General features: G+C 55.9%; 24 protein-coding genes. 6 read left to right on the top strand and 18 right to left on the bottom strand.

Going from position 1 to position 24,245, the window contains the following annotated elements; all coding sequences use genetic code 11:
* Nucleotides 1-94: 94 nt before the first annotated feature.
* Nucleotides 95-907, top strand: a complete 813-nt coding sequence (gene proC, locus VH86_RS19965) for a pyrroline-5-carboxylate reductase (protein ID WP_034830503.1) — start codon at nucleotides 95-97, stop codon at nucleotides 905-907.
* Nucleotides 908-974: 67 nt separating this feature from the next.
* Here the strand turns inward: proC and VH86_RS19960 are convergent, their stop codons facing one another.
* From VH86_RS19960 to VH86_RS25935, 7 genes are all read right to left on the bottom strand, one after another.
* On the bottom strand, nucleotides 975-2,510 hold the full coding sequence (locus VH86_RS19960; RefSeq protein WP_045833897.1) for an FAD-dependent oxidoreductase: 1,536 nt from the start codon (nucleotides 2,508-2,510) through the stop codon (nucleotides 975-977).
* 153 nt (nucleotides 2,511-2,663) lie between these two features.
* The gene (locus VH86_RS19955) at nucleotides 2,664-3,827 is read right to left on the bottom strand and encodes an N-acetylglucosamine-6-phosphate deacetylase (protein WP_052696632.1); all 1,164 of its coding nucleotides are present in this window, start codon (nucleotides 3,825-3,827) and stop codon (nucleotides 2,664-2,666) included.
* On the bottom strand, nucleotides 3,820-4,593 hold the full coding sequence (locus tag VH86_RS19950; protein ID WP_045833896.1) for a glucosamine-6-phosphate deaminase: 774 nt from the start codon (nucleotides 4,591-4,593) through the stop codon (nucleotides 3,820-3,822). The genes VH86_RS19955 and VH86_RS19950 overlap by 8 nt, the downstream gene beginning before the upstream one ends.
* A gap of 2 nt (nucleotides 4,594-4,595) precedes the next feature.
* Entirely contained in the window at nucleotides 4,596-6,119 is a 1,524-nt protein-coding gene (locus tag VH86_RS19945) for a sodium:solute symporter family protein (protein WP_045833895.1), read from the bottom strand.
* 224 nt (nucleotides 6,120-6,343) lie between these two features.
* Nucleotides 6,344-6,646 carry a PsiF family protein gene (locus tag VH86_RS19940; protein ID WP_038650257.1) on the bottom strand — a complete coding sequence of 101 codons (303 nt, stop codon included), beginning with the start codon at nucleotides 6,644-6,646 and terminating at the stop codon, nucleotides 6,344-6,346.
* A 136-nt stretch (nucleotides 6,647-6,782) separates the two neighbouring features.
* A complete protein-coding gene (gene iraP, locus VH86_RS19935; protein ID WP_038648694.1) occupies nucleotides 6,783-7,037 on the bottom strand; it encodes an anti-adapter protein IraP in 255 nt (84 codons plus the stop codon).
* A gap of 210 nt (nucleotides 7,038-7,247) precedes the next feature.
* Nucleotides 7,248-7,394, bottom strand: a complete 147-nt coding sequence (locus VH86_RS25935) for a hypothetical protein (RefSeq protein ID WP_166933682.1) — start codon at nucleotides 7,392-7,394, stop codon at nucleotides 7,248-7,250.
* 253 nt (nucleotides 7,395-7,647) lie between these two features.
* Between VH86_RS25935 and VH86_RS19930 the strand changes: the two genes are divergently transcribed.
* A complete protein-coding gene (locus VH86_RS19930; RefSeq protein WP_045833894.1) occupies nucleotides 7,648-10,728 on the top strand; it encodes a beta-galactosidase in 3,081 nt (1,026 codons plus the stop codon).
* Here VH86_RS19930 and VH86_RS19925 read toward each other — a convergent pair.
* Nucleotides 10,667-11,974 (bottom strand): multidrug efflux MFS transporter, encoded by a 1,308-nt coding sequence (locus VH86_RS19925; protein ID WP_038648699.1) that lies wholly within the window; start codon nucleotides 11,972-11,974, stop codon nucleotides 10,667-10,669. The two genes, VH86_RS19930 and VH86_RS19925, sit on opposite strands and share 62 nt — an antisense overlap.
* Nucleotides 11,975-12,367: 393 nt before the next feature.
* On the opposite strand from VH86_RS19925, the gene VH86_RS19920 reads away from it, so the two are divergent.
* Nucleotides 12,368-12,622 (top strand): biofilm development regulator YmgB/AriR family protein, encoded by a 255-nt coding sequence (locus tag VH86_RS19920; protein ID WP_038648702.1) that lies wholly within the window; start codon nucleotides 12,368-12,370, stop codon nucleotides 12,620-12,622.
* 219 nt (nucleotides 12,623-12,841) lie between these two features.
* On the opposite strand, the gene VH86_RS19915 is transcribed toward VH86_RS19920, so the two are convergent.
* The 3 genes from VH86_RS19915 to VH86_RS19905 form a co-directional block, all read right to left on the bottom strand.
* Nucleotides 12,842-13,159 (bottom strand): hypothetical protein, encoded by a 318-nt coding sequence (locus tag VH86_RS19915; RefSeq protein WP_045833893.1) that lies wholly within the window; start codon nucleotides 13,157-13,159, stop codon nucleotides 12,842-12,844.
* A gap of 173 nt (nucleotides 13,160-13,332) precedes the next feature.
* A complete protein-coding gene (locus VH86_RS19910; RefSeq protein WP_045833892.1) occupies nucleotides 13,333-13,632 on the bottom strand; it encodes an I78 family peptidase inhibitor in 300 nt (99 codons plus the stop codon).
* Nucleotides 13,633-13,954: 322 nt separating this feature from the next.
* Complete coding sequence (locus tag VH86_RS19905; RefSeq protein ID WP_045833891.1) at nucleotides 13,955-16,549, bottom strand: EAL domain-containing protein; 2,595 nt, start codon at nucleotides 16,547-16,549, stop codon at nucleotides 13,955-13,957.
* 216 nt (nucleotides 16,550-16,765) lie between these two features.
* Between VH86_RS19905 and VH86_RS19900 the strand changes: the two genes are divergently transcribed.
* Nucleotides 16,766-17,413, top strand: coding sequence for a CPBP family intramembrane glutamic endopeptidase (locus tag VH86_RS19900; protein WP_045833942.1), 648 nt, complete (start codon nucleotides 16,766-16,768; stop codon nucleotides 17,411-17,413).
* 42 nt (nucleotides 17,414-17,455) lie between these two features.
* Here VH86_RS19900 and VH86_RS19895 read toward each other — a convergent pair whose 3' ends face one another.
* Complete coding sequence (locus VH86_RS19895; protein ID WP_034830477.1) at nucleotides 17,456-17,641, bottom strand: hypothetical protein; 186 nt, start codon at nucleotides 17,639-17,641, stop codon at nucleotides 17,456-17,458.
* A gap of 213 nt (nucleotides 17,642-17,854) precedes the next feature.
* On the opposite strand from VH86_RS19895, the gene VH86_RS25930 reads away from it, so the two are divergent.
* Nucleotides 17,855-18,025: a hypothetical protein gene (locus VH86_RS25930; protein ID WP_007887091.1), complete on the top strand. Its 171-nt coding sequence runs from the start codon at nucleotides 17,855-17,857 to the stop codon at nucleotides 18,023-18,025.
* Nucleotides 18,026-18,136: 111 nt separating this feature from the next.
* On the top strand, nucleotides 18,137-18,370 hold the full coding sequence (locus tag VH86_RS19890; RefSeq protein ID WP_038648712.1) for a hypothetical protein: 234 nt from the start codon (nucleotides 18,137-18,139) through the stop codon (nucleotides 18,368-18,370).
* Between the two features lie 111 nt (nucleotides 18,371-18,481).
* Here VH86_RS19890 and yniD read toward each other — a convergent pair whose 3' ends face one another.
* The 6 genes from yniD to VH86_RS19865 form a co-directional block, all read right to left on the bottom strand.
* The gene (yniD, locus tag VH86_RS26180) at nucleotides 18,482-18,589 is read right to left on the bottom strand and encodes a small membrane protein YniD (protein WP_097117533.1); all 108 of its coding nucleotides are present in this window, start codon (nucleotides 18,587-18,589) and stop codon (nucleotides 18,482-18,484) included.
* 78 nt (nucleotides 18,590-18,667) lie between these two features.
* Nucleotides 18,668-19,096, bottom strand: a complete 429-nt coding sequence (locus tag VH86_RS19885; RefSeq protein ID WP_038648715.1) for an OsmC family protein — start codon at nucleotides 19,094-19,096, stop codon at nucleotides 18,668-18,670.
* Between the two features lie 66 nt (nucleotides 19,097-19,162).
* Nucleotides 19,163-20,353, bottom strand: a complete 1,191-nt coding sequence (gene lldD / locus VH86_RS19880) for an FMN-dependent L-lactate dehydrogenase LldD (RefSeq protein WP_045833890.1) — start codon at nucleotides 20,351-20,353, stop codon at nucleotides 19,163-19,165.
* Nucleotides 20,353-21,138 carry a transcriptional regulator LldR gene (gene lldR, locus VH86_RS19875; RefSeq protein ID WP_045833889.1) on the bottom strand — a complete coding sequence of 262 codons (786 nt, stop codon included), beginning with the start codon at nucleotides 21,136-21,138 and terminating at the stop codon, nucleotides 20,353-20,355. The genes lldD and lldR overlap by 1 nt, the downstream gene beginning before the upstream one ends.
* Nucleotides 21,135-22,784, bottom strand: a complete 1,650-nt coding sequence (gene lldP / locus VH86_RS19870; protein ID WP_045833888.1) for an L-lactate permease — start codon at nucleotides 22,782-22,784, stop codon at nucleotides 21,135-21,137. Before lldP ends, lldR begins: the two co-directional genes overlap by 4 nt.
* A 228-nt stretch (nucleotides 22,785-23,012) precedes the next feature.
* The gene (locus tag VH86_RS19865; RefSeq protein ID WP_045833887.1) at nucleotides 23,013-24,182 is read right to left on the bottom strand and encodes a cyanate transporter; all 1,170 of its coding nucleotides are present in this window, start codon (nucleotides 24,180-24,182) and stop codon (nucleotides 23,013-23,015) included.
* Nucleotides 24,183-24,245: the final 63 nt, after the last annotated feature.

Genomic DNA, 24,245 nt, shown 5'->3' with positions numbered 1-24,245 from the left:
GGCAGAATGGCAAATATTTTTACGCGGCTTGTTATTCAGCACAGCTGTCGTAAGCTAACTCGCACGAGAAAATGAACACTTAAAGGATAGAGCGATGCTGGAGAAGAAAATCGGGTTTATCGGCTGCGGTAATATGGCGAAAGCCATTATCAGCGGACTGGTCAACAGCGGGCTGATCGCCCCGGCCAACATCTGGGTCTGCGACCGCAAACCGGCCACCAATCAGGCGATGGCAGAACAATATGGCGTGACGGCGGCAGAGAGCCCGGAAAGTCTGGCACGTGAAGTCGATATCCTGTTTGGTGCCGTGAAACCGAATGTGATTCTCAAGGTGCTGAAAGATCTCGCGGGCCAATTGAAGAAAGATTCGCTGGTGGTGTCGATTGCTGCAGGCGTTACCCTTGATTCGCTGGCCGCCGTGCTCGGGCACGACCGCAAAATCATCCGCGTCATGCCGAATACGCCGTCGCTGGTGAACGAAGGTATGACTTCAATCACGCCTAACGTGCTGGTGGAACCGCACGAAGTCGATGAAGTGGTTGGCATTTTCGAAAGCTTCGGCAAAGCCGCGGTCGTAAATGAATATCTGATTCATGCCGTGGTCGGCGTGAGCGGATCAGCACCCGCTTATGTGTTTATGTTTATTGAAGCGATGGCGGATGCCGCGGTGCTGGGTGGTATGCCGCGTGCGCAGGCTTATCAGTTTGCTGCACAGGCGGTCAAAGGCTCGGCGCAGATGGTACTGGAAACTGGCAAACACCCAGGCGAATTAAAAGATATGGTGTGCTCACCTGGCGGCACCACCATCGAAGCGGTGAAAGTGCTGGAGGAGAAAGGCTTCCGCGCGGCGGTGATCAACGCGATGCAGCAGTGCATGGCTAAGTCCGAAGCATTAAGTAAACAGTAACCTATTTTGGTTTCATCAGGTGCGCATGTCCGCGCACCTGAATCTGCCCAATGTTGTGCAGACCTCTTTACGCGTCCTGTCCCTGATACGCTTCAAACAACGCCAGCCCTTGCGCCAGCGTCATCGGTTGCTGCATTGTTTCCACCAGTGCCGCCGTTAGCGTGTACATCCCAGCTGAACACACCGCCGCGATGATGCCCTGACGACAGTAAAAGGCGATAAATTTTTTGTCCTGAAGCGATCCCAGCAGACGGTAGTCGTCCCACTCTTCGGCATGGCCCAGATATTCGTAGCGCGTGCCATAATGCGCGGTCCAGAAAAACGGCACGCGATCATACATCACCCCTTTGCCCAACATGTTGAGTGCCGCGATACGTCCCTGCTGATGTGCTACACGATAGTGCTCAATGCGCTGCGGGCCACGCGGCGTAAGATAACTGGCGATATCGCCCGCGACCCAGATATTTTCAGCAACGCGTAGCTGCCCATCAGCGAGCAGACTACCATCGTCCTGCAGTGGCAAATCGTGGATAAAATTCGTCGCCGGTTTCACGCCGGTGGCAAACAGTACCTGACTTGCTGGCACTGATTTACCCCCTTTCAGGCGCACCGCACGCACCTGCTCATCCCCTTCCAGCGCTTCCGGCTCACCCTCAACAAATTTCACCCCATTGCTGCGATGCAGTTCGTAAAAATGGCGTCCAATCTCTTCACCAAACTGCTTTGCAAACGGCAGCGGATGACGGGCAATGACCGTGACATCCACATCCCGATTGCGCAGTGCACCCGCCATCTCCATACCGATAAAACTATTGCCGATTATCACCAACTGCTGTGTCTCATCCACCTGTTTGAGCAGTTCATCGGCCTGATTCAGCGAACGTAGCAGATGCACACCCTGCAAATCCTTACCGGGGATAGCGAGAGGCTGAGGAGTGCCGCCGCTGGCTATTAATAGCTGATCAAATTTCACTTTCTGACCATCAGCAAGAATCAACGTCTGATCCTGCGCTTTGAGCTGCGCGACCTCGCCCTGAATGCGCTGAAGCGAGCCCAGTACATCCGGCTTGAGGAGTTTGGGCACATCTTCAATCGCCATTTTTCCCGAAGGCACAAATTTGCTCAGCGCGGTGCGATCGTAAGGGGCGGCGGATTCGCGCTCTACCAAAACAATGTGCCCGCTAAAGCCTTCATCGCGTAGCGTCCAGATCGCCGCACTGCCTGCGGCTCCGGAACCTAAAATCACGCACACCGGTGATTCGCCCTGAGCCGCAGGCGCACTGGCAGGCGACATCGCCTGCGGATTGACCAGCACCTTGCCCTGTTCAACACGTACCGGGTAGCGTTTGAGATTAGCCAATGCCAGCGGCTCACACATTTTGCCATCGCGCAGTTGAAATACCGCCTTGTGCCACGGACACACCAGCTTATCGCCGCAAATGGCGCCCTGCTCTAACGGTGCTCCCGCATGCGGGCACTTGGCCTGCAACGCCTGCACCCGTTCGCCATCGCGAACCAGCACCATATCGACATCACCCACGGTGAATTTGGTGGGTTTACGCTGCGCCAGTGATTTGAGTTCCACGACAGATTGATAGCTCACAATTAGCCTCCTGCGTTGTTATTGGATTCACGACATTAAATCCCTACAAACAGTAAGCCTGGCAAAGCAGGAGAATTTCGCTGAAGAAACAAAGCGTAACGGCGAATAAGCTATGATTTATCACGCCGTTAGCGAGGAAAATAAAATTGCGCTTCAGGCTGAAGCGGCTTGCCACACCTTTTTGCCCTGTTTGATGCACGCCACTAACGCCACGCTGTTATCTGGCTGAGGCTTCAGTACCAGCAGATCCGCTGGTGCGCCGATTGCCAACCCATGCTGCTGAGGCAAAGCTAACTGCTGCGCCGGTCGAATCGATGCCATCTCAATCGCCTGCTGCAAAGAGGCTAATTTTTGCCGCAGCAGAAAATTGACGCCATCCAGCAGGCCCCGCGCCGACCCGGCCAGCAATTGTGGCGCATCCGCCATGCTTAGCCGCCCTTCTGCACTCAGTTGTACACGTCCGCCGATTGCCGAATCGTAGATGCCCGGCGGCTGCCCGGCGAAACAGGTCACATCACTGACCAGTAAAGCCTGCTCGCCTTTCGCCCGTAAAAAGACTTTCAACACCTCGGCGGGTAAATGGTCACCATCGGCAATCAGCGTGGCCGCCAGCGCATCTTCTGCGAGCTGCTGCCAGATGTAATTGGGATGGCGCGGCAGTTGCAGATGTGCGCCATTGCCCAGATGGGTAGAGAGCGAGGCGCCTGCCAGCACCGCATCATGAATCTGCGCGGCAGAGGCTGAAGTGTGCCCTATGGCGACCCGCACCTGCTGTGCCACGCAATGCCGAATGAGCTCGCGGCTTTGTGGCCATTCCGGCGAGAGCGTCAGTAAACGAATGCCCTGCTGAGCGGCTCGTTGCCAGCAATCAAACAAGGCGATATCCGGCGCACAGATCGCCTCGCGTGGATGCGCACCACGCGGCCCATCTTCCGGTGACAAAAACGGTCCTTCCAGATGAAAACCCGGCACCGCCAGCGCAACGTCTGAATAGTGCTCACTGGCGCTAGCCAATCGCTGCAGCGCTTGCGTGATCTCATCTGCTTGTGCGGTGATCACCGTTGGCAAAAAACTGGTGACACCTTGCTGCCACAGGGCGCGCGTGGCATGCAGCACATCCTGTTCGCTAAAAGGAAAGTGATTAAAATCTACCCCCTGATAGCCATTCACTTGCAGATCCACCAGACCCGGCGCCAGAATCAGATCGTTGTCGGGCTCTGACAGCGATCGCACCTCTGCCAACGTGCCTTCACGCAGATAGAGTTCTATCAGCTCCAGCGTGCGATAATCGCGACCGCGTAATAGGGTTTCAGTCAAAGACCACCTCCGCGCAGGCATCGGCGTCGATATACAATGTGCAATTGGGATGCTGGCGCAATTGCGTTGCCGGGCAAGCCGTGGAAATCGCATCCTGCAGTGTGGTCTGCACTGCTGCGCGTTTGGTCGCGCCCGGCACCATGCAGAAAAGCCGGGTACCACGCATCAATGCGGGAATCGTCAGGGTCACCGCGTGCGTCGGCACCTGCTCGAGTGTGGTGAAACAGCCGTCGTTGACCTGCTGCTGACGGCAGGCGAGATCCAGTTGCACTGTCTTGACGCTAAGCGGATCGCTGAAATCCGCCACCGGCGGATCGTTAAAGGCCAGATGGCCATTTTCACCAATGCCCAGACAGACCACATCGATCGCCGCCGCCTCCAGTTTGCGCGCGTAGGCGCGACAAATTTCCGCCGGATCGCCACTCGAAGGGATGAGATGCACTTCGCCGGGTTGAACCTGGTCAAACAGTTGCTCACGCAGAAAATGACTGAATCGCTGCGGCGCCCCCTCATCCAGCCCAATGTATTCATCCATATGAAACGCGTGAATGCGCTGCCAGTCGAGATGGGGTGCGGCAACCAGTGCAGCGAGAAACTCACGTTGTGAAGGCGCGGCAGCAAAAACCATCCGCACCACCGCCTGCTGTTGCAGTAATTGTTGCAGATGCGCGATGCAATCCTGTGCCGCTGCGGCGCCTAATGCATCACTATGGGCGAAGTGTTTGACCCATAAGCGGTCGCGCTTTCCCTGTTGTAAAAGCGTCATTCCTATCCCTCCTGAGAAGCGTTGTGACTCTGCGGCCAGCGCGAACTGGCAGTCGTATTCTGATCCTGATTGAGTGCTGTGAGCAGCGCGTCAACTTCCGGACGGACCGACGCACGGCGCAGCCATCCCATCACCACAAACAGCACCAGTGATGACATGACGGGTGCGGCCACCTGAGTGGCGGTGCTGACATCGGTGAAGATAAACTTCACGCAGAAAAAGGTGCCCACACCTACCGCCCAGCTCACCAGCGCGGCGGCACTGCCGCTACGGCGAAATGCGGGCAGTAAGCCTAAAAGCATCGGAATCGAAATGGGCCCCACCAATCCGCCGAACCAGATAATCAGCAGAGACAGCACACCGCCGAAACGGCTGGCATTCATGGCGATAATCAACGTGGTGATGATGAAGAGAAAAGCTGTCAGACGCGCCATTAACAGCGAGCTTTTACCACGCTGAAAACGGCGCGGCAGCATGCCGGGAAGAATGTCACGCGTGACCACTGCCGTGATGGCATTGGCATCTGATGAGGTCATCGATAGCGTGTGAGTGAACATCGCCACCAGCACTAATCCGATTAACCCATTCGGCAGCAATTCCATGGCCATCACAGAGTAAGAACGTGAGGGATCGCTGAGATGAGGAAACAACAGCGGTGCAGCCCACATCGGCCAGAACAGAATCAGCGGCCAGATCAGATAGAGTGCAGCCGAGAGCAACGCGGCTTTACGTGCATCGCGGCCCGCCGGTGCGGCGATAAAGCGCTGTGCCAGATTCCAGGTACCACCGTTGTAGCTCAGGGTGTAAATCACAAAGTAGGCCAGAATAAAGCCGAGTGTGTAAGGCTCCTGAACGATGTCGGTGTGCGTCGCGGGCAAGTGCTGCCAGATGGTAAACAGCTCGCCGAAACCACCAAGATGCATCGCCACAGCCACCACCATGACAATCGCGGCGACAAACTGCACCACAAACTGGCCGAAGTCATTACAGGCATCGGCCCATAAACCGCCCATCACCGTATAGAACAGGCTCAGCGCACCGGAGATGCAAATGCCTATCAACGGATCTAATCCGGTAAAGACGTTGATGATCACGGCGATGGCGGCCCATTTAGCGCCGACGTCGAAGGTTTTCAGCAGCACCCCACTCCACGCCAGCACCATCTGCGTTGGCAGGTTATAGCGCGTAGCGAGGTACTCCATCGGCGATTCGATATTCATATGAATCCGCAGCCGGGCCCAGCGTGGCGCAAAGAGGCGCGATCCGATTAATACCGCAATCGAGATGGGAAACGCCCACCAGAAATAGATGGTGATGCCCATGTTGTAAGCCACTGCGGCATAGGCCACGAACACGGCCGCACTGTAGCCGGACATATGATGCGAGACGCCGGATAGCCACCAGGGCATTTTTCCACCTGCCGCGAAGAAATCACGCGTGCTGCCTACTTTACGCATCGCCCAGAGCGTAATGGCCACTATCATCAACGCATAAAGCGCCATTACCGCATAATCAAGCACATTCATAAGAGTCTCCACAGGTCAAAGCTGCCCGACGAAGGAACCGGCCTCGAGGGGAATAATAGGTTATTTTTTAATTAGTCCTTATTTAGGATTAATAAATCCTGCCACCTTTGCCGCACTTAAAATGTGATGACGCTCCGGCTATTACTTTTTCTTCTGATCAGAAACAGAGGTGCAATAAAAAGGGCTCATACCGAGTATGAACCCTTAAATCAGGGGCAATTCGATTAGGCTTTTTTCAGGCAGGAACTCATAAAGGTCTTACGCGCATCGCCGCTGAGTTTTTTATCAGCCGCGTCGGTATTACAGGTTTTCATCTTCATTTGCTGTGGCGTCATGCTGCCCATCTTGCTGTCTTTTTTTAGACAGTCGCTCATGAAGGATTTACGCGCGTCCCCTTTTAAATCCTGTGAGGAAGCGTGTTGGTTACACATGGTCATTTTATTTTGTTGGGCGGTTTTCTCTGCTGCCCCCGCACTGCCCGCCAACAGCAGGCCTGCTGCTATCATTGCCAAAAGACACGATTTCATTGCCGGAATCTCCATAGAATTATTGCCTCTTAATCATGGCAGGAAATAAGCAATGCAGAAAAAAATATATTCTCTCGTCCAGAGCTCGCTGCGAGCACGCTAACAGCAAAATCGGTTCTTCAGCGTGACGTGACGCTTACACGCGGGGATGATTCAGCAGCTTTTCAACGTAGTTACGCAGCAGAGTGGTATCAGGGGTTTCTGCCGCAGGGGCAAGTGGAGGCATTGCGGTGGCGATACCGGCCGCAATCTCGTTGAATTGTTCAGGTTCCAGCTTACGCAGCATGGCCGTCAGCACAATTTCTAATGCCTCAACCTGGACCACTAATTCTTTGGACTCTTCTTCTTTCTCAGCCAGTTTTAGCAGGAGTTCCGCAATCAGGTTTTTCATGCGACGGGCTCAATAAGAGATGGAAAACAGACGTTAGCATTGAGGGAGCGAAAACAACAGGGGTTTGTGGCAGTTTGCCCAAAATTTAGAGTAAGCGCAGCGTTAAAAAAGAAACGGAATTTCAATATGTAACGGCGAAACGTTTCACTTCATAGATAGGGCTTTTTCGAAACGTTTCGCGCGTCGTCATGCATTACCGTCTGGCGCTAATTAATGGGGTCCCATAAAGCCACGACCCGGACCGCCACCGCCGCCAGGACCACCCCAACCGCCTCCGCCACCCGGCGGTGGGAAGATACAACCGCTCAACGCGGTCACCAATGCCACAACGGCAGCGAGTTTAATAATACGGACCATAATTACCTCAGAATGGTGAAATCGGGCTGAGTGTATGAGGCGGCTACGGGCGCGACAATACAGAATTCTCTGCAACCCGGCGCTATTCATCTCTGCTCACCATGCTTAACAAATTACTGGCACTACGCCCGCGAAAAAACCACAGAGGCATCATCATATTGACGAAAATTTCAACCATTGCGGGCGGTCGATCACTTTACACGCCGCGCGAAATGACGCAATGTGAGCGCATTACAATCAGTGAGATCTTACCATGACCCTGCCCACCCATTCTCTCAGTGATATCCTGGCGCGTCGCGACTGGGAAAATCCGGTGATCACCAGCCTGAATCGTCTGGATGCTCATCCGCCGTTTTCCAGCTGGCGCGATGAAGTCAGTGCACGTGATGACGCCCCCTCGCCTTCGCGTCAGTTATTAAACGGTCAGTGGACTTTCAGCTATTTCCCTCAACCCGAAGCGGTGCCACAAAGTTGGTTACTGCAGGATCTGCCCGGCGCGCACGCACTTCCCGTACCCGCTAACTGGCAACTGCATGGCTTCGATGCCCCAATCTACACCAACGTGCAGTATCCCATCCCCGTCAATCCACCTTGGGTACCTAAAGAGAATCCCACTGGATGTTATTCGCTCACATTCAATGTTAATGACAGTTGGCTGACGCAAGGACAAACGCGCATTGTGTTTGATGGTGTCAACTCCGCCTTCTTCTTGTGGTGCAACGGGCAGTGGATAGGCTATTCCCAGGACAGCCGCCTGCCGGCCGAGTTTGATCTGAGTCAGTCATTGCAGCGCGGCCAGAACCGATTGGCAGTGATGGTGTTGCGCTGGAGCGATGGCAGCTATTTAGAAGATCAGGATATGTGGCGCATGAGCGGGATTTTCCGCGACGTCACCCTGCTCCATAAACCATCCACCCAACTGGCCGACGTGCAAATCGAAACGGCGCTGAGCCCGGAATATATCCGTGGCGATCTGCGCGTGAGTGTCAAAATTAACGCTGGTGAACGGTCGCTAAACCAGTGCCGTCTGCGCGTGAGCCTGTGGCAAGACGAAACCTGCATCGGCAGCGAAGAACAAGCACCGGGCAGTGCGGTCATTGACGAGCGTGGACATTACCCAGAGCGCGCGTTGCTGGTGTTGCCGATAAAAAATCCGCTGCTGTGGAGCGCGGAAACGCCCCACCTTTATCGTGCCGTGGTGACACTGCTGGATGACAACGGTCAGGTGATTGAAGCGGAAGCTTACGATGTGGGCTTCCGGCGCGTCAGCATTGAAAACGGCCAGCTGTGCGTTAACGGTAAAGCGCTGCTGATTCGCGGTGTCAATCGTCATGAACACCATCCGGAAAATGGTCAGGTGGTGGATGAAGCCAGCATGCGGCGCGATATTGAATTGATGAAGCGCCACAACTTCAACGCCGTTCGCTGTGCGCATTATCCCAACCATCCGCTGTGGTATCGCCTGTGCGATGAATATGGCTTATATGTCGTCGATGAGGCCAATATTGAAACCCACGGCATGCAGCCAATGAACCGTCTATCGGCCGATCCACGCTGGTTCGCCGCTTACAGCGAACGTGTGACACGCATGGTACAGCGCGATCGCAACCACGCCTGCATCATCATCTGGTCACTCGGCAATGAGTCCGGCCACGGCAGTACGCACGATGCACTCTACCAGTGGGTGAAAAGCAGCGACCCGACGCGTCCGGTGCAATACGAAGGCGGAGGTGCCAATACCGCCGCCACCGATATTGTCTGCCCGATGTATGCGCGCGTCGATCAGGATCAGCCCTTCCCAGCCGTGCCGAAATGGTCGCTGAAAAAATGGATTGGCCTGCCGGGTGAAACGCGTCCGTTAATCTTGTGCGAGTATGCGCATGCCATGGGCAATAGTTTCGGAGGCTTCGCCAAATACTGGCAGGCTTTCCGCCAGTTCCCGCGCCTGCAGGGCGGCTTTGTCTGGGATTGGGTCGATCAAAGCCTGACGCGTTATGACGAGCAAGGCCAGCCATGGCAAGCCTACGGCGGCGATTTTGGTGATACGCCTAACGACCGCCAGTTTTGCATGAACGGCTTGGTGTTTGCCGATCGCACGCCGCATCCTGCTCTGTTTGAAGCGCAGCGTGCACAGCAGTTCTTCCAGTTCCAGCGCGATGCCAATAACGCCTGGCGTTTCACCCTCTCCAGCGAGTATCTGTTCCGCAGCAGCGATAATGAAGTGCTGCGCTGGTCGATCGAACAGGATGGCGTATCACTCGCGCGGGGCGAACTGCCGCTGCATCTTGCCGCGCAGGGCAGCCAGGTGATTGATATCCCTGCTGCTGAACATTTACAGGGTAATGCATGGCTGAATCTGGCGGTGCATCAGATCGCGGCCACCGCATGGTCGGAAGCCGATGCCTGTGTGGCCTGGGATCAATGGCCGCTGCCCGCTGCGTTAATGCCACGGGTGATTGATGCCACGCCAACCGCGCCAGAACTGATTGCCAATCACGATCTGGTTGCTGTGCAATTGCCGCAACAGCGTTGGCACTTCTCGCGCCGCAGTGGGGAATTGGTGCAGTGGTTTGTTAACGATGAAGAGACGATGCTGACGTCATTGCAGGAGTGCTTCGTACGCGCGCCGATTGATAACGATATCGGCACCAGTGAAGCCGCCAATGTCGATCCCAATGCCTGGGTAGAGCGCTGGAAACACGCGGGCTATAACCAGCTGGAAGCGGTGCTGCTGGATATGCAGGTCGATAGTCTGAAACACAGCGTGCTGATTGATACCTGGCATCAGTGGCAGGCCAATGGGCAGGTGATCTTTACCAGCCACAAGCGTTATCAGATCGGTGGCAACGGTGAATTGAGCATCAGTGTCGAGGTGCAACAGGCGCCGGGCTTGCCTGCTCCCGCGCGCATCGGGTTACGTTGCCAGTTGAGGAACGCACCGCAGAACGTGTGCTGGCTCGGTCTGGGTCCGCACGAAAACTATCCGGATCGTCAACTGGCGGCGCAGTTTTCGCACTGGCAGCAGCCGCTGGCTGCGCTGAGTACTGCCTATGTGTTCCCGGGTGAGAACGGATTGCGCTGCGGCACGCGCCAGCTTGATACCGGCAGCTGGCAGGCGAGCGGCGATTTTGCTTTCTCGCTCAGCCGCTACAGCCTGGAGCAGTTGCGGGATACTTCGCATCGCCATCTGTTGCGGGAAGAGGAAGGCTGTTGGCTGCACCTTGATGGCTTCCATATGGGCGTGGGCGGTGACGACTCATGGAGCCCCAGCGTCAGCCCGGAGTTTTTGCTTTCTCAGCAGCAGTGGCACTACGCGATGACGCTGCGCCAGTAGTATTCTTCGCCGCCTCACCTTGCTGGCTCAGCGGAGGAGTCAGCTCGGTTTTCGGGCGGCGATAGAAGCGGCGCAGAAGCAGGACATTCAACAGCACCACCACGGCGGTCGCGAAGAAGACCCAGCGATAGCCGGTCGCCGCAGACACCGCCGCACCCAATAGCGGGCCGGCCACGTTACCGAGATACATAAAGGATTGGTTGTAACCAAAGATGCGTCCGGTGACATTATCGCGCGAGTGGCGTACCAGCAGCGTTTGTACTGCGGGCATCATCGCGCCATCGGCAAAGCCCAGCAGGAAACGCAGCACGCCTAACTGGGTGGCGCTGGTAACGAATGACATCGCCATCAGCAACACCAGAGAAAACAGCATGGTGCCCATCAGAATGCGCTGCGTGCCGATGCGATCGCCCAGCTTACCCAAACGAGGGGCGGAGATCAGCGCCGAAACGCCCGGCAGTGCAGCAATCACACCACTGAGGAAGGCCAGATTCTGCGCATCGGGTGCCAGCTCGCGCACGAACAGCGTCAGTATCGGGTTCACCGAGCCGTTACACATCTGAATCACCATGGTGGTGACGAACAGACACATCATCAGACGAGGATTGTCGAGGCTGCGGAACACGTCACGTCCGCTCATTTTGTCCTGCTTGCTCACTGGCGTGTAGCCGGTCTCTTTGATCAGGAACAACGTGACAAGGAAGCTCACCATCAACAGCACCGCTGTGACAATAAACACCATGCGCAGTCCCAGCCAGTCAGCCAGCAGCCCGCCGATCATCGGCCCCAGAATCACGCCGCCAATTTGCCCGGTGGAGACACAGCTCAATGCCCAGCCGCTGCGCTCACGCGGAACCTGAGCGGCCACCAGCGCCATCGCATTAGGAATATAACCGGATGTCAGGCCCATGAGCGCACGCAGCAGCAGCAGCTGCCATGCTTCGGTCACAAAAGCCTGCAGCAGAATCACCGCGCCCATACCAAAGGATGCGCGTAACAGCATCAGCTTGCGCCCTTTACGGTCAGCCAGACTGCCCCACAGCGGCGCCACCGCAGCAGAGACGATGAAGGTGATACTGAAGGTGAGACCCGACCAGACGCTCAGTGCATTGGCGCCATGGATACCGAGTTCCTCAACGTAAAGCGGCAGGAAGGGAATAATCTGGCTGATGGCTAATCCAGTGAAAAAGCAGCCAAACCAGACCGATATCAGATTGACCTTCCAGGACTCGATGGAGCGTAGCATGGGCGTGTACATCAGGAAAAATGAAATGAGGGTTCAGTCTAACAACCTCATAACATCGCTGGACGGCAAAACATGGCATCGGGTTAAAAACGCAGTTTTCCGCTGCCGTGCGTGATTCTGCTCACAGCAAATAGTGTAAGGGGCACGATTTGTAGTGTCTTTATGTGCTGAAACAAACAACTCAGCAAGATAAGCGCATCGCGAAAGAGAGCAAACGTGAAAAAATATGTCTATTCATTACTGACAATATTCGACGCCGCATCTATGTTTAAAAAATCACCGGCCATCGCTGGCGAGGCGCTGCCCGTTCTGGACAGTTCCCATGCTTAACCCATATTTCCCAATGCTGCCAATAAACGGCGGTGGGCATCGTTGTCTCTGCGGAGGTCAGCCATGAGAACACATCCTAACAGCGCCAGTCGGGCGATTACCGACTACTTCAACAGTCCTGCCTGGCATGCGCCGCACGAGAGCGATCTGCTGGCAGCGATCATGCGCGAATTGATGGATGATGGTCAGCCCGCGACCAGCAAAGCGATCATTGCGCGGGTGATTGCGAAACTGGAATTTGAAGGAGATGAGCAGCAGCTACAAAGCTACCGTAATTTGCTGGCGCAGCTGCTGGAAGACAGACAACAAAAGCCGTAATGTGCCGTCATTCAGCCGCCTGCCAAATCACCGTGTGTGCAGGCGGATCCTAAGACATCAGCGTTCAGTGACTTTCAGACGCACCGTTTGCGGTGGATCTTAAAGACATCTACAGCGTTCAACGGCTTCCAGACCTGCCGCTTGCAGGCGGGCTCTAAAAACATCTGCAGCGTTCAGCGGCTTGCAGGCGCGCCGTTTGCAGGCGCGCCTCATCGCGTTTTACTTCACGACACGCAGATGATCGGCTTCGCTGACCACCGCCTTACCGCTCGCACGATGATACAGACACAGCTCATGCCCGAGCTGGTTTTTCATGTGCTTCTGTGGATAACGCCCTTCCAGCAGTACCGCATCGTAACCGACGCTATCGTCATACTGAATCGGTTTCCCCACCACCTTCACTCCTTTCAGGCCGCTGGCTTTCAGACAAGCTTGCTGCCGGCTTTGCATGTTTTGTTGCCAGGCGGCTTCGCTCGAGGCGTGCGCCAGTGGGCTTAATAACAGGGTGATTAGCAGGATTTTACCGGTGTGTCTCATCGTCGCTCCTCAATTAATCCAGTACGGATTAATAGATAAAAAAATTCCCGCCGAGGCGGGAAGAAACAAGACGAGCATTGCATATTCGAGAGTGACGAGGAAATCTCCGTAATGCGCAGCTATCCTCGCCCGGCGCCATGACAGCCCGATGACAATGCGATGTCCGTTTGAATTTACCCGCAATAAACCCGCGAAATTTTACCGCTTTGGTCGGCGGTAAAGTTCAGGCGGCGCAGATTGAAGTCCATGGTGACGGCACCGTTCCACGGAATGGCGCGCACTGGCACCGCAAAGCGTTGGGTATCAAGGCTACTCAGTGGCTGGCCGATATAATTCTGATATTGCGATGCGCCACACTGATCGGTTTCGGGATCGTGGCTGACGGCAGCGGTGCTGTCCGGTTTGCTGGCGGACTGACAGGCGGTTAAGGCAAAAAAGGCCGTAGCCAGTAACGCTTTTCCATAATGGGTCACAAGTTTCTCCTCCTGGATAGTAAACGAACCGTTCCCGAGAGTAACAAAGCAAGCCCTTATTGTGAAAACAATGACAGAGGATGAGTCGAATAATTGTGCTCTAACGCGCGATCTTCCTCTCAATTTCCAGGATTAATCGCACGCCCAGTCTAAAAATTACGCACTCAGTCACTATAATTAACTAAGAATTATCTGAGGAGACGATGATGGAACTTGCCATTTTTATCGGCTTTGCCATCCTGATGACCGTGGTTGCGGTGCGGGTGCGTTAAGCCCTGATGCGATGGGCGGCTAAACCGCCGCCATAACCGAGAAGCCGCACTTATTGAGCGGCTTCTTTTTCATTCTGCAAGCGCACTTTAAACGCCGCAAGTGGCATTGGCTTGCCGAGAAAATAGCCCTGCCCCTCTTCACAAGAAAGCGCCTTAAGCTCATTGAGCTGCGCTTCGGTTTCAATCCCTTCTGCCGTGATGGTGAGTGCAAATGCGCGCGCCAATCCGACAATTCCCGCCACCACTGATTGCGCCTGTCTGGATTCCGGGAACTCTTTCATCCACGATCGATCGATTTTCAAGCCATTGAACGGGAAGGTTTTGAGATAGCCTAAGGCAGCATAGCCAGTACCAAAATCATCCACCGTCAGCCGCACACCCAGCGCACGCAACCCCTGCATGATTTCCAGTGCACGATCGGGATGCTCGAAGGTCACGTTTTCAGTGATCTCCAGTTCCAGCCGTGTGGCCGGTAAACCGCTAACCGCCAGCGCGTGTGCGACACGATCCACCAGATCGCTGTTACGGAATTCCACCGGAGAGATGTTCACGGATACGTAGCGCTGGTCGCCCCAATCGCTGGCATCATGGCAGGCGCGCATCAGCACCCAGTCACTGATGGCAGCGATCAGCCCATTCTCTTCCGCCAGCGGAATAAAGCGGTCAGGGGTAATCCATTGCTCCTCAGCCACTTGCCAGCGAATCAGCGCTTCCGCGCCGGCCAGTAGTCCACTTTGCAGCTGGTAACGCGGCTGATAGTGCAGTGAAAACGTGTTGTTGCGCAGCGCCTCTTCAATCGCCTGCACCATATCGCGTTTCGATTGAATATGGTTGGCCATATCGTTGGAGTACCACACCCAGCGATCGCGTCCAGCCGTGCGTGCCTGACCGAGTGCAATGTCCGCCAGTCGCAACAAGGCTTCCGGCTGGCTGGCATCCTGCGGGGCGCTGACAATCCCCATGCTGGCGGTCAGGCTCAGTTGGTGCGAGCCGGTGATAATGGGCTGATGGACGGCGCGTTGCAGCGCACGGCAACGATACTCCAGACCGGCACGCGAGCTTTCGCGCAGCAGCAGAATAAACTCATCCCCGCCCAACCGTGCCGCCAGCTCATCAGGACCAATCAGATTTTTCAGCCGCTGAGAGATCTCATTCAGCACCACATCGCCCACCGCGTGGCCCCACGAATCGTTGATCGGTTTGAACTGATCCAGATCGAAGCTGATGACAAACAGCGGTGCCTCATGCGTGGCGTGTTCCAGATGCGTGGTCAGAAATTCCTGCAGTTGCATGCGGTTGGCGAGGCCAGTGAGCAGATCGTGGCGCGACAGGAACTGGATGCGTGCTTCCGCATCCACTTCATGGGTGATATCAGACACTGCGCCGCGAAAGCCGGTACGCAAGCCGTTGCGGCGAATGGTCTTTGCCATCAACTCACCGATACGACGCTCACCATTGGCGGCCATAAACTGACAGCGCAGCGGCACATGCTGCACTTCATCGCCCTGACGCAGCAGCCAGGCCACCAGCGAATGGCTGGGATGGCTTAGAAGCTGATCCAGCGGGCGTCCAATCCAGCTTTTGATATCATGTCCGGTGACTGCCGCAAAGCGCGAGGAGAGATAGCAAAGACGGCCCTGATCGTCGACTTCCCAAATCCAGTCCGAGGCCGCTTCTGCCAGATCGCGAAAACGCTCTTCACTGTTGGCCAGTTCACGCTGGCTGATGGCTAGCATTTCAAAGCGACGATCGGAAATGACCGCATTATGCAGTGCATGGCGCACCACCCGGCGTGTCACCAGCGCAACCGCCAGCGCCGTAAACAGTAACAGTGGCATCATCAGCCAGATCACGCCAAAACCGGGATTTTTGGCCTGCCAGCGCAACACCATCGGCTCGCCCTGAATCACCGGTTCGACCAACCGCGGCTCATGCAATGCATCGTTTAAGCCATTGGCAATACGTGGGGCAATCACGTTAAGCGACTTGCCAAGCGCCTGCAGTTTTTCCGGCGTCATGATGTTGATGAACACCATCACTGAAGCGGGGCCTGGGATAGTGGGGAGATCGGGCACTTTGCCTGGCGTGATCGGCGCAGCCACCACCAATGCCGGTTGTTGGTTGATTATCGCATTGCGTGTGATGCCATCATCAGGCTGGTGACGGGCGGCAGCCAGCAACAGTGCACTTTGCCCGCCTAACCAACTCTCCAGCGAAGCTTCTGACAATTTGCCATTCACCACCGCATAGCGCGTTTTGCCCGCACCATCGATCACAAACACGCCATCGTAGTGATACTCTTTGTACAGGCCTGGGCCAAAGTTCTCTTCGTCCCACGCCCAGACTTTATTCACCGTCAGGTGCAAATTTTTCCAGCCCTCACCCCAGTTGGCATAATCACGCACATCAATGATCATCTTCTCCTGCTGCTGTAGCCAGGCCTGGCGCATCAGGTTGACATCCTGCTGGATCGAGTCGCTGTTTTGTCGGTGGGCTATCACCAGCACCATCACGACTGAAAGCAGCAGCACGCCAAACAGCAGCGACGTCAAGGTGCGCAAACTGCGTCGCGTCACCCGAACGGTGTGCGCTTCCATATTAGCCCTGGCAGGCAAGGTCGCGTGCCGGTGATACTCAGAATTCATGCAATATGCTCGCAAAACAGAGGCAGCAAAAGAGAAGACAGGGTGCGCGTTCACGACGCCTCTGTCCTGTAATGGTTTTTTCGGTTATCGGCGCAGGCCGCCGCAGATTTAGTCCTCGCGGCGGAATTTTTGAGCAGTGCGATTCTGTGTGGGACCATCTCGACAGCAATGATCGCCATTGCTACTATGCGTTTTCCTCTGCCCATTGAGCTGATTATGGACACCCAATCCGACAAAGTGACGCTGACGCTGTTCTATGCCGCGAGCTTTGTGGTGTATTACGTCGTGACCATGCTGATTACGCTGTTTCCCAACTACGGGGCGCTGCGTAATAACGGTTTACTGGTGCCTGTGCTCTGCTTGTTCGAATTCGCGGTCATTTATCCGCTGTATCGTTTTTACTGCCAACGCCGCACTGACATTCCGCTGGGATATCTCCGCCCTGGCCAGGCGTTACTGTTTGTGGGTGCGCTGGTGGCACTGATGGTGGCGCAAACGCAATTCCTGCAACCGGAAGGCTGGTTGATTGCCCAGAGCCAACAGGGTCGCAATTCGATGTTGATCCTGCTGCTGACCGCCGTGCTGCTGGCGCCAGTGTTTGAAGAGGTGTTGTTCCGCGGTTTTCTGTTACAGGGGTTTCTGTTGTGGGCTCCGAAGAGTCGCTTCGCCTGCATGCTGCTTACCTCGCTGCTGTTCGCCGCGATGCATACGCAGTATGTGCACTGGGAAACCATCGTGGCCCTGACGCTGTTTTCGCTGTTGCTGTGTTACGCCCGTCTGCGCAGCAATAGCCTCGCGCTGCCCATCTTCCTGCATACGCTGAATAACCTGATCGCGATTCTGCCCGCCTGGTTCTACGCATAAAAAAACAGCGCAATCTCTTGCGCTGTTTTCAGGATAAAAGCATCAGGAAATGGCCGAGTCTTTGTGTTTGTCCGCCTCAAAATGGGCTTTGAACTGCTCGTAGATAGAAATCATGTTTGAAGCATCGCCTTGCATTGGGCTGAGTTTGCCTGCACGCACCAGTTCAATCACCAGTTGCAGCGCGGCTTGTTTTGGGCTGCTGGCCGGATGGGCAATTTCGTTCAACATTGGTCACTCACTCATCATTCTTGTCAGGGCCGCACAGTTTAGCCCAGATTGTACTGCTGATGTGCGTCCGGCTGGTTATAATCTCACCGTTCGCACCACCAGGCCGCTCAGGGTGATCATTGACTCTCGTGCCGTTTGGCTATACTGGATTAAAAAAAGGAACGAATAGCCACTGCTTCCGTATCATCAGGAACGTGTTAAAGGAGTCCAATCATGCTGATTGGTTTTGTGTTGTTAGTGAGCGCGTGTGGACATGATGCCTGTGACGCCTTACCCGTGTCAGAACGTATCTACCCGACCAAAGTGGCCTGTGAGCAAATGGCCGACCGCATCCATAAAGTCCGGCCGAATGTGGTCCTGCTGTGCGGGGAAGTGCACCGTTAATTCGGTGCCATTTTATATTCATTGTACAAAAAATAAGCCAGACGGCATTGCAAGATCGGCGCGCAGCGTCCAAAATATAAGCTGCTTTACACTATTACCGTTGTGAATCCCATGAAGAATCATCGCCCCCGTCGTCCAAACGGACGCTGGGTTTATTACATTTTGTATGATGGCATTCTCTGGCCCTGCCCGGTACGTTGGGAGTGGGAGAGCAGCTTTGAAGGCTGGTTGCCATTCTACTACTCACCCACCTTTGAGTTTGTGGCGGGTGACCCACGCAAGGCTTATCGCATTGCGCGCAGCAGTGTGCGTAACGTTCGCCAGCCAGACAGTGAATACGCCTGAATCAACCGAGTTGCCACGGTAACCATGAGGCGGTCAGCAGATAGTGCACCCCTTCCAGCACCAGAATCACCATCACTAGCACGCCGAGCTTATGGCGGCAGATCCAGTCTTTCAGCCCCATATCATGGCAGCCCAACGAATCAGCATCAGCGCGCCGCAGATGCACAGCAGCACCACAATCATTTTCCAGTGTTTAGTTGCAGCCAGTTTTTTCCCCACGCATCCTCCAGACGGCAGAAAGCAACGATGCGCCCAAAGGCGCATCGCTATTCTACCGCTGGTAAACCGTAAGGGCGATTAATTATTCAGCGTGTAGTCCAGGCTGATCTCGGCATTCAGCACCTGAGAGACCGGGCAGCCCGCTTTGGCTTTCTGAATAATCTCATCAAATTTGGCACTGTCGATGCCTGGCAACGCAATGGTGCTGGTCAGTGCGATTTTGGTAATGGCAAAACCTTCACCTTTTTTGTCCAGTGACACATCCGCCGTGGTGTCGATGCTTTTTGGCGGATGGCCAGCCTGACCCAGCATCAGCGACAACGCCATGGAGAAGCACGCCGCATGTGCAGCACCAATCAGCTCTTCCGGATTAGTGCCCTTCTCACCCTCAAAACGGGTATTAAAACCGTAAGGCTGGTTGTTCAGCACGCCGCTTTCGGTGCTCACGGTACCTTTGCCTTTGATGTCGCCTTCCCAATGGGCCGATCCTTTCTTATGAATGGTCATGTCATTCCTCCTGTTAGTCAGACAGCAGTCAGTATAGACAACGCCACTCATTTTGCTTTCCGCGCCTCAGCTCACGGCACGTGGTCGGGCCGGATGTAATCCCGCTTCGCTCAGCAGCGCATTTGCCTGCACCAGCGAATCCTGGGTGATCTCAGCAATGCTTTTTGCCCCGGTCAGCGTCATCGCCACTTTCATCTCTTTTTCAATCAAATTCAGCAAATTCTCAACGCCACGCTGGCCATGGGTCGCCAGCGCATAGATAAAGGCACGGCCCAGCAGCACCGTGTCTGCACCGAGCGCGATCATACGCACCACATCCAACCCGTTGCGGATACCACTGTCGGCCAGAATGGCAATATCGCCTTTCACGGCGTCTGCAATGGCGGGCAGTGCACGTGCCGATGACAGCACGCCATCCAGCTGGCGTCCGCCATGGTTAGAGACCACAATGCCGTCCGCGCCAAAGCGCACCGCATCACGCGCATCTTCGGGATCCAGAATGCCTTTGATCACCATAGGGCCATCCCAGAACTCACGAATCCACTCCAGGTCTTTCCATGAGATCGACGGGTCAAAGTTATTGGCCAGCCAGCCAATGTAATCTTCCAGACCGGTAGGTTTACCGAGATAAGCAGAGATATTACCGAGATCGTGCGGACGGCCATTCAGCCCCACATCCCACGCCCACTGCGGATGCGTCACCGCCTGCCAGTAGCGACGCATCGCCGCGTTTGGCCCGCTCATGCCCGAATGCGCATCGCGGTAGCGCGCGCCCGGCGTCGGCATATCCACGGTGAAGACCAGCGTCGAACAACCCGCCGCTTTGGCGCGTTCCAGTGCGTTACGCATAAAACCACGATCGCGCAGCACATACAGCTGGAACCACATCGGACGATTAATGGCAGGCGCCACCTCTTCAATCGGACACAGCGATACGGTGGAGAGCGTGAACGGAATGCCTTTCAGTGCCGCTGCACGCGCGGCCTGCACTTCCCCGCGTCGCGCGTACATGCCGCACAAACCCACAGGCGCTAACGCGACCGGCATCGACAGCGTTTCGTTGAACAGTTTGGTTTCCAGACTGAGATCGGACATGTTCTTCAACACACGCTGACGCAGTGCCACGTCCGACAGATCGGACACATTGCGCTTCAGGGTGTGCTCGGCATACGCGCCGCCGTCAAGGTAGTGGAACAGGAACGGGGGCAGGATGCGTTGCGCCGCGGCGCGATAGTCACTGGCTGCAGAGATGATCATCAGTTTTTTTCCTTACGATTATCCAGAGACTCGCCTGGCAAGCGGGTAATCCGCGCCTGCCGGGCTTCATCTTCATGGAGCGATTTCAAGGTGGTATGCACAAAGCCGAGGTGATCCATCGCCGCCTGGCGTGCCGACTCGGCATCACCGGCCATCACCGCATCAAACATCGCCTGGTGCTGTTCATTCAGGCGATTAAAAATCACCGGCTGGGTGTACATGCGCTGGCGGCTGTGCAGTACCGAAGACTGCAGCAAATCGAAGAAACCGCGCATGGTTTGCAGTAGCACCACATTGTGCGAGGCCTCAGCAATGGCGAGATGGAAGCGCAGATCGGCCTGCGCCGCGATATCAGGATCGTCACAGTCGTGCATCTTCAGCAGCGCATCAAAGGCGAGACGCAGCTTCTCTTTATCCGCTTCCGTGGCACGCAAGGCGGCGTGCCAGGCGGTACTGGCTTCGATGGCGTGGCGCGCTTCCAGGATATCCCAGCGATAATCCGGGTCGTCCGCCAGCAGTTGGCGAATCGGCTCGACAATCCGCTGTTCCGACCAGGGTTCCTGCGGCTCACATAGCCAGGTACCGCCGCCGCGTTTACTGATTAACACGCCGCTACTGATCAGCTGCTGAATCGCCTCACGCAATGATGAGCGTGACACACCGAACTCAGCGGCCAACTGACGCTCGGCCGGTAAGCGCATACCCGGCTCCAGCTGATATTTCTCAATCCAGGCGAGCAATCGCGCCCGTAGCGTTTCCGCTAATCGCGGCGTGTTTTCTGTCATGGAATCATCCAGGTTAAGACATAAGCTTGCAGTGTCGTGATCACCCCCACCATACAGGTGAAAATCAGACTGTGTTTAACGGTAAAGCGGAACAGATCCGACTCTTTACCCACCAGCCCCACGGCGGCGCAGGCGATGGCGATCGACTGAGGTGAAATCATCTTACCCGTCACGCCACCCGTGGTGTTGGCGGCCACCAGCAGCACATCCGACACACCAATCTGCTGCGCGGTAGTGGCCTGCAACGCCGCGAACAGCGCATTAGAAGAGGTATCGGAACCTGTCAGAAACACGCCAAGCCAGCCAAGGAACGGCGAGAAGAAAGTAAAGGCATTGCCGGTGTGCGCCAGCGCTAAGGCCAGTGTGGCAGACAATCCGGAGTAGTTGGAGATAAAGGCGAAGGCCAGCACCATACCGATTGAGTAGATGGGCAATGCCAACTCTTTCAGCGTTTCACCGAAGGTCTGGATCGCCGCTGCGGGCTTCATACGCAGCCAAATCACTGACAGCACCGCCGCCACGATAATCGCTGTGCCGGTGGCTGACAGCACATCAAACTTGAAGATGGCCGCATAAGGCGTTGCCGCACTCACCACCGGCGGCATACGTGCCACCAGCTCATGCAGCAGCGGCACCGGAACGCTGAACACCCAGTCGTACATCACGCCACCTTTAGCAAACAGCGCCTTGAACGGCGGAATGCTCCACAGGGTGACGGTGGCAGTGAGGAACAGGAATGGCATCCACGCGCGCACAATCTGGCCCAACGTATAGCGCTGAGAGGTTAGCGTCGGGTCAACGGCGGTTTTCTCATCGAAACGGAAAATACGTACTGGCTTCCAGCGGCGCAGGAACAGCGTGAGGCAGATGAGAGAGGCCAGTGACGAGATAATGTCTGGCAGTTCGGGGCCAAGGAAGTTGGAGCTGAGGAACTGCGCAATGGCGAACGATCCGCCCGCCACGATCACCGCTGGCCATGTTTCCTTGATACCGCGCCAGCCATCCATAATCGCCATGATCCAGAACAGCACAATGATGGTCAGGAACGGCAATTGACGCCCGGCCATCTGCCCGATCTGGAAGCTGTCGAGTCCGGTGACTTGCCCGGCGACAATAATCGGAATCCCCATCGCACCAAAGGCCACTGGCGCGGTGTTGACGATCAAGCATAAGCCAGCCGCGTAGAGCGGATTAAAGCCTAATCCCACCAGCAGGGCTGCGGTGATCGCCACCGGTGCGCCAAAACCCGCCGCCCCTTCGAGAAACGCGCCGAAGGAGAAACCGACGATCAGCATCTGCAAGCGCTGATCGGGAGTAATCGAGAGGATCGAAGCGCGGATAATGTCGAATTGCCCGGTTTTCACCGAGATTTTATACACAAATACCGCCGCGACGATGATCCAGGCGATTGGCCACAGGCCGTACAGGAAGCCATACACCACGGAAGCCAGCGCCTGGCCCAACGGCATACCATACAGGAACAGCGCCACCAGCAGTGCAATCACCACCGTGGCGGTGCCCGCCTGATAGCCTTTCAGCTTGAGCTTTAGCAGCGCGAAGAAGAAGAACACAATCGGAATCACCGCCACCAGGCTGGAGAGCCACAGATTGTTGAGAGGATCGTAGTTTTGTTGCCACACCGGCATGCCGTTATCTCCAGAGGTTACCAGATGAGTGCAGCGCAACGGCAATGCAGGTTTGCGCCGCAGGTCTTGCCCTTCTGCTCACTGAAATTGGTAGGACCAAAATGCAGTGCGGGGCTTTCTGGCTCCAGATAGTTAATGCATTGTTAATCTAAAGCAACGACGCTGGGGTGATTTTTCGTGTTATGTGACGATGTGGCAACATTTAAATCGTTTTGGTAGGACCAATACTCACTCTGTCTGACCAAAGGCCCGACGATAGCTGTGGGGATGGAAGCGAAGATTCAGTACGATCAATCCCACCGTCACGCCGCCCTGCATCATCCATACGCTGGTAAAACTGTGCGTCAGCGCCTGCAACTGACCGGCGATAAACGGCATACACCCGGCGATGATGAAACCTGCGCCCTGCATAAACGCCACCAGTCGTGCACCCGCCTGCGGATGTGGCAGGTGATCGAGCGCCAGCACCATCGCCAGCGGGAACGCAGCCCCTAAACCAAATCCGGCAATCGCCGCCCACAACCATGGCGCCAACAGGGGGGCAAACAGGAAACCGCACATACCGACCAGCTGGCAAACCAGACTGATGATCAGCTGTGGACGGCGATCCGCCTTGCGCGCCAGCAAGGGCATCAACAACGCGCCTGCCACCTGGCAAAGGATCATCACGCCCAGCAATGAGCCGCCCGCCTGTGCTGACCAGCCAAGGTGGTGATAAGCATCCGGAAGCCAGGCGACGCAGGTCGCATAGCCGCCATTGACCAGGCCAAAACTGAGTGCCAGCGACCAGGCGCGCGGTTTGCGCCAAAGCGAGGGCATAGAGACCGACTCTGCGCTTTGCGTCACCGGCACACGCACGATCCACCACAGCACAATCGCCAGCAATACGGGCAGTGCCCAACCGGTGAGCGCCAGTGACCAGCCGAAATGCGCGCTGAGCCACGGCGAGAGTGCTGCCCCCAATCCGCCGCCGCCCATTAACGCCCCCGCCCACAACCCGGTAACGGGGGCGCTGCGCTGGGCAAAACGCTGGCGAATCAACCCCGGCATCGCCATCTGCACCACGCCAACCCCCAGCCCGGCGAAAAGCGCGCTGACCACCAGCCATTGCCCGTCGTGAATCACACCGCGTGCGGCCAGCGCCAGCAGCAGCAGGATCAGCCCGGCGATCAACAAACGTTGCAGCGGAACACGTTGCATCAGGGAGGCACTGAGTAGCGCCACCGCGCCCATCATCACCATCGGCACGGCGGGTAACAATGAAGCGGCAATCGAAGAGAGGCTCATAGCCTGGCGAAGTTCGCCCAGCAATGGGCTAACAGAGGTCAGTAACGGACGCATATTGAGCCCGGCCAGCACCAAAGCGGCGAGCGTCAATCCGTTGGAATGTCGGTTCATACACAATCCTGCAGCAGAAAGGTTGTCAGGGTCGCAGCAATGGTTACTATTTGGAAATGAAAT

Source organism: Pantoea sp. BL1 (assembly GCF_000963985.1).
GTDB lineage: Bacteria > Pseudomonadota > Gammaproteobacteria > Enterobacterales > Enterobacteriaceae > Pantoea > Pantoea rwandensis_B.
Note: the sequence above shows the minus strand (reverse complement) of the source record. Positions and strands in the feature narration are given on the sequence as shown.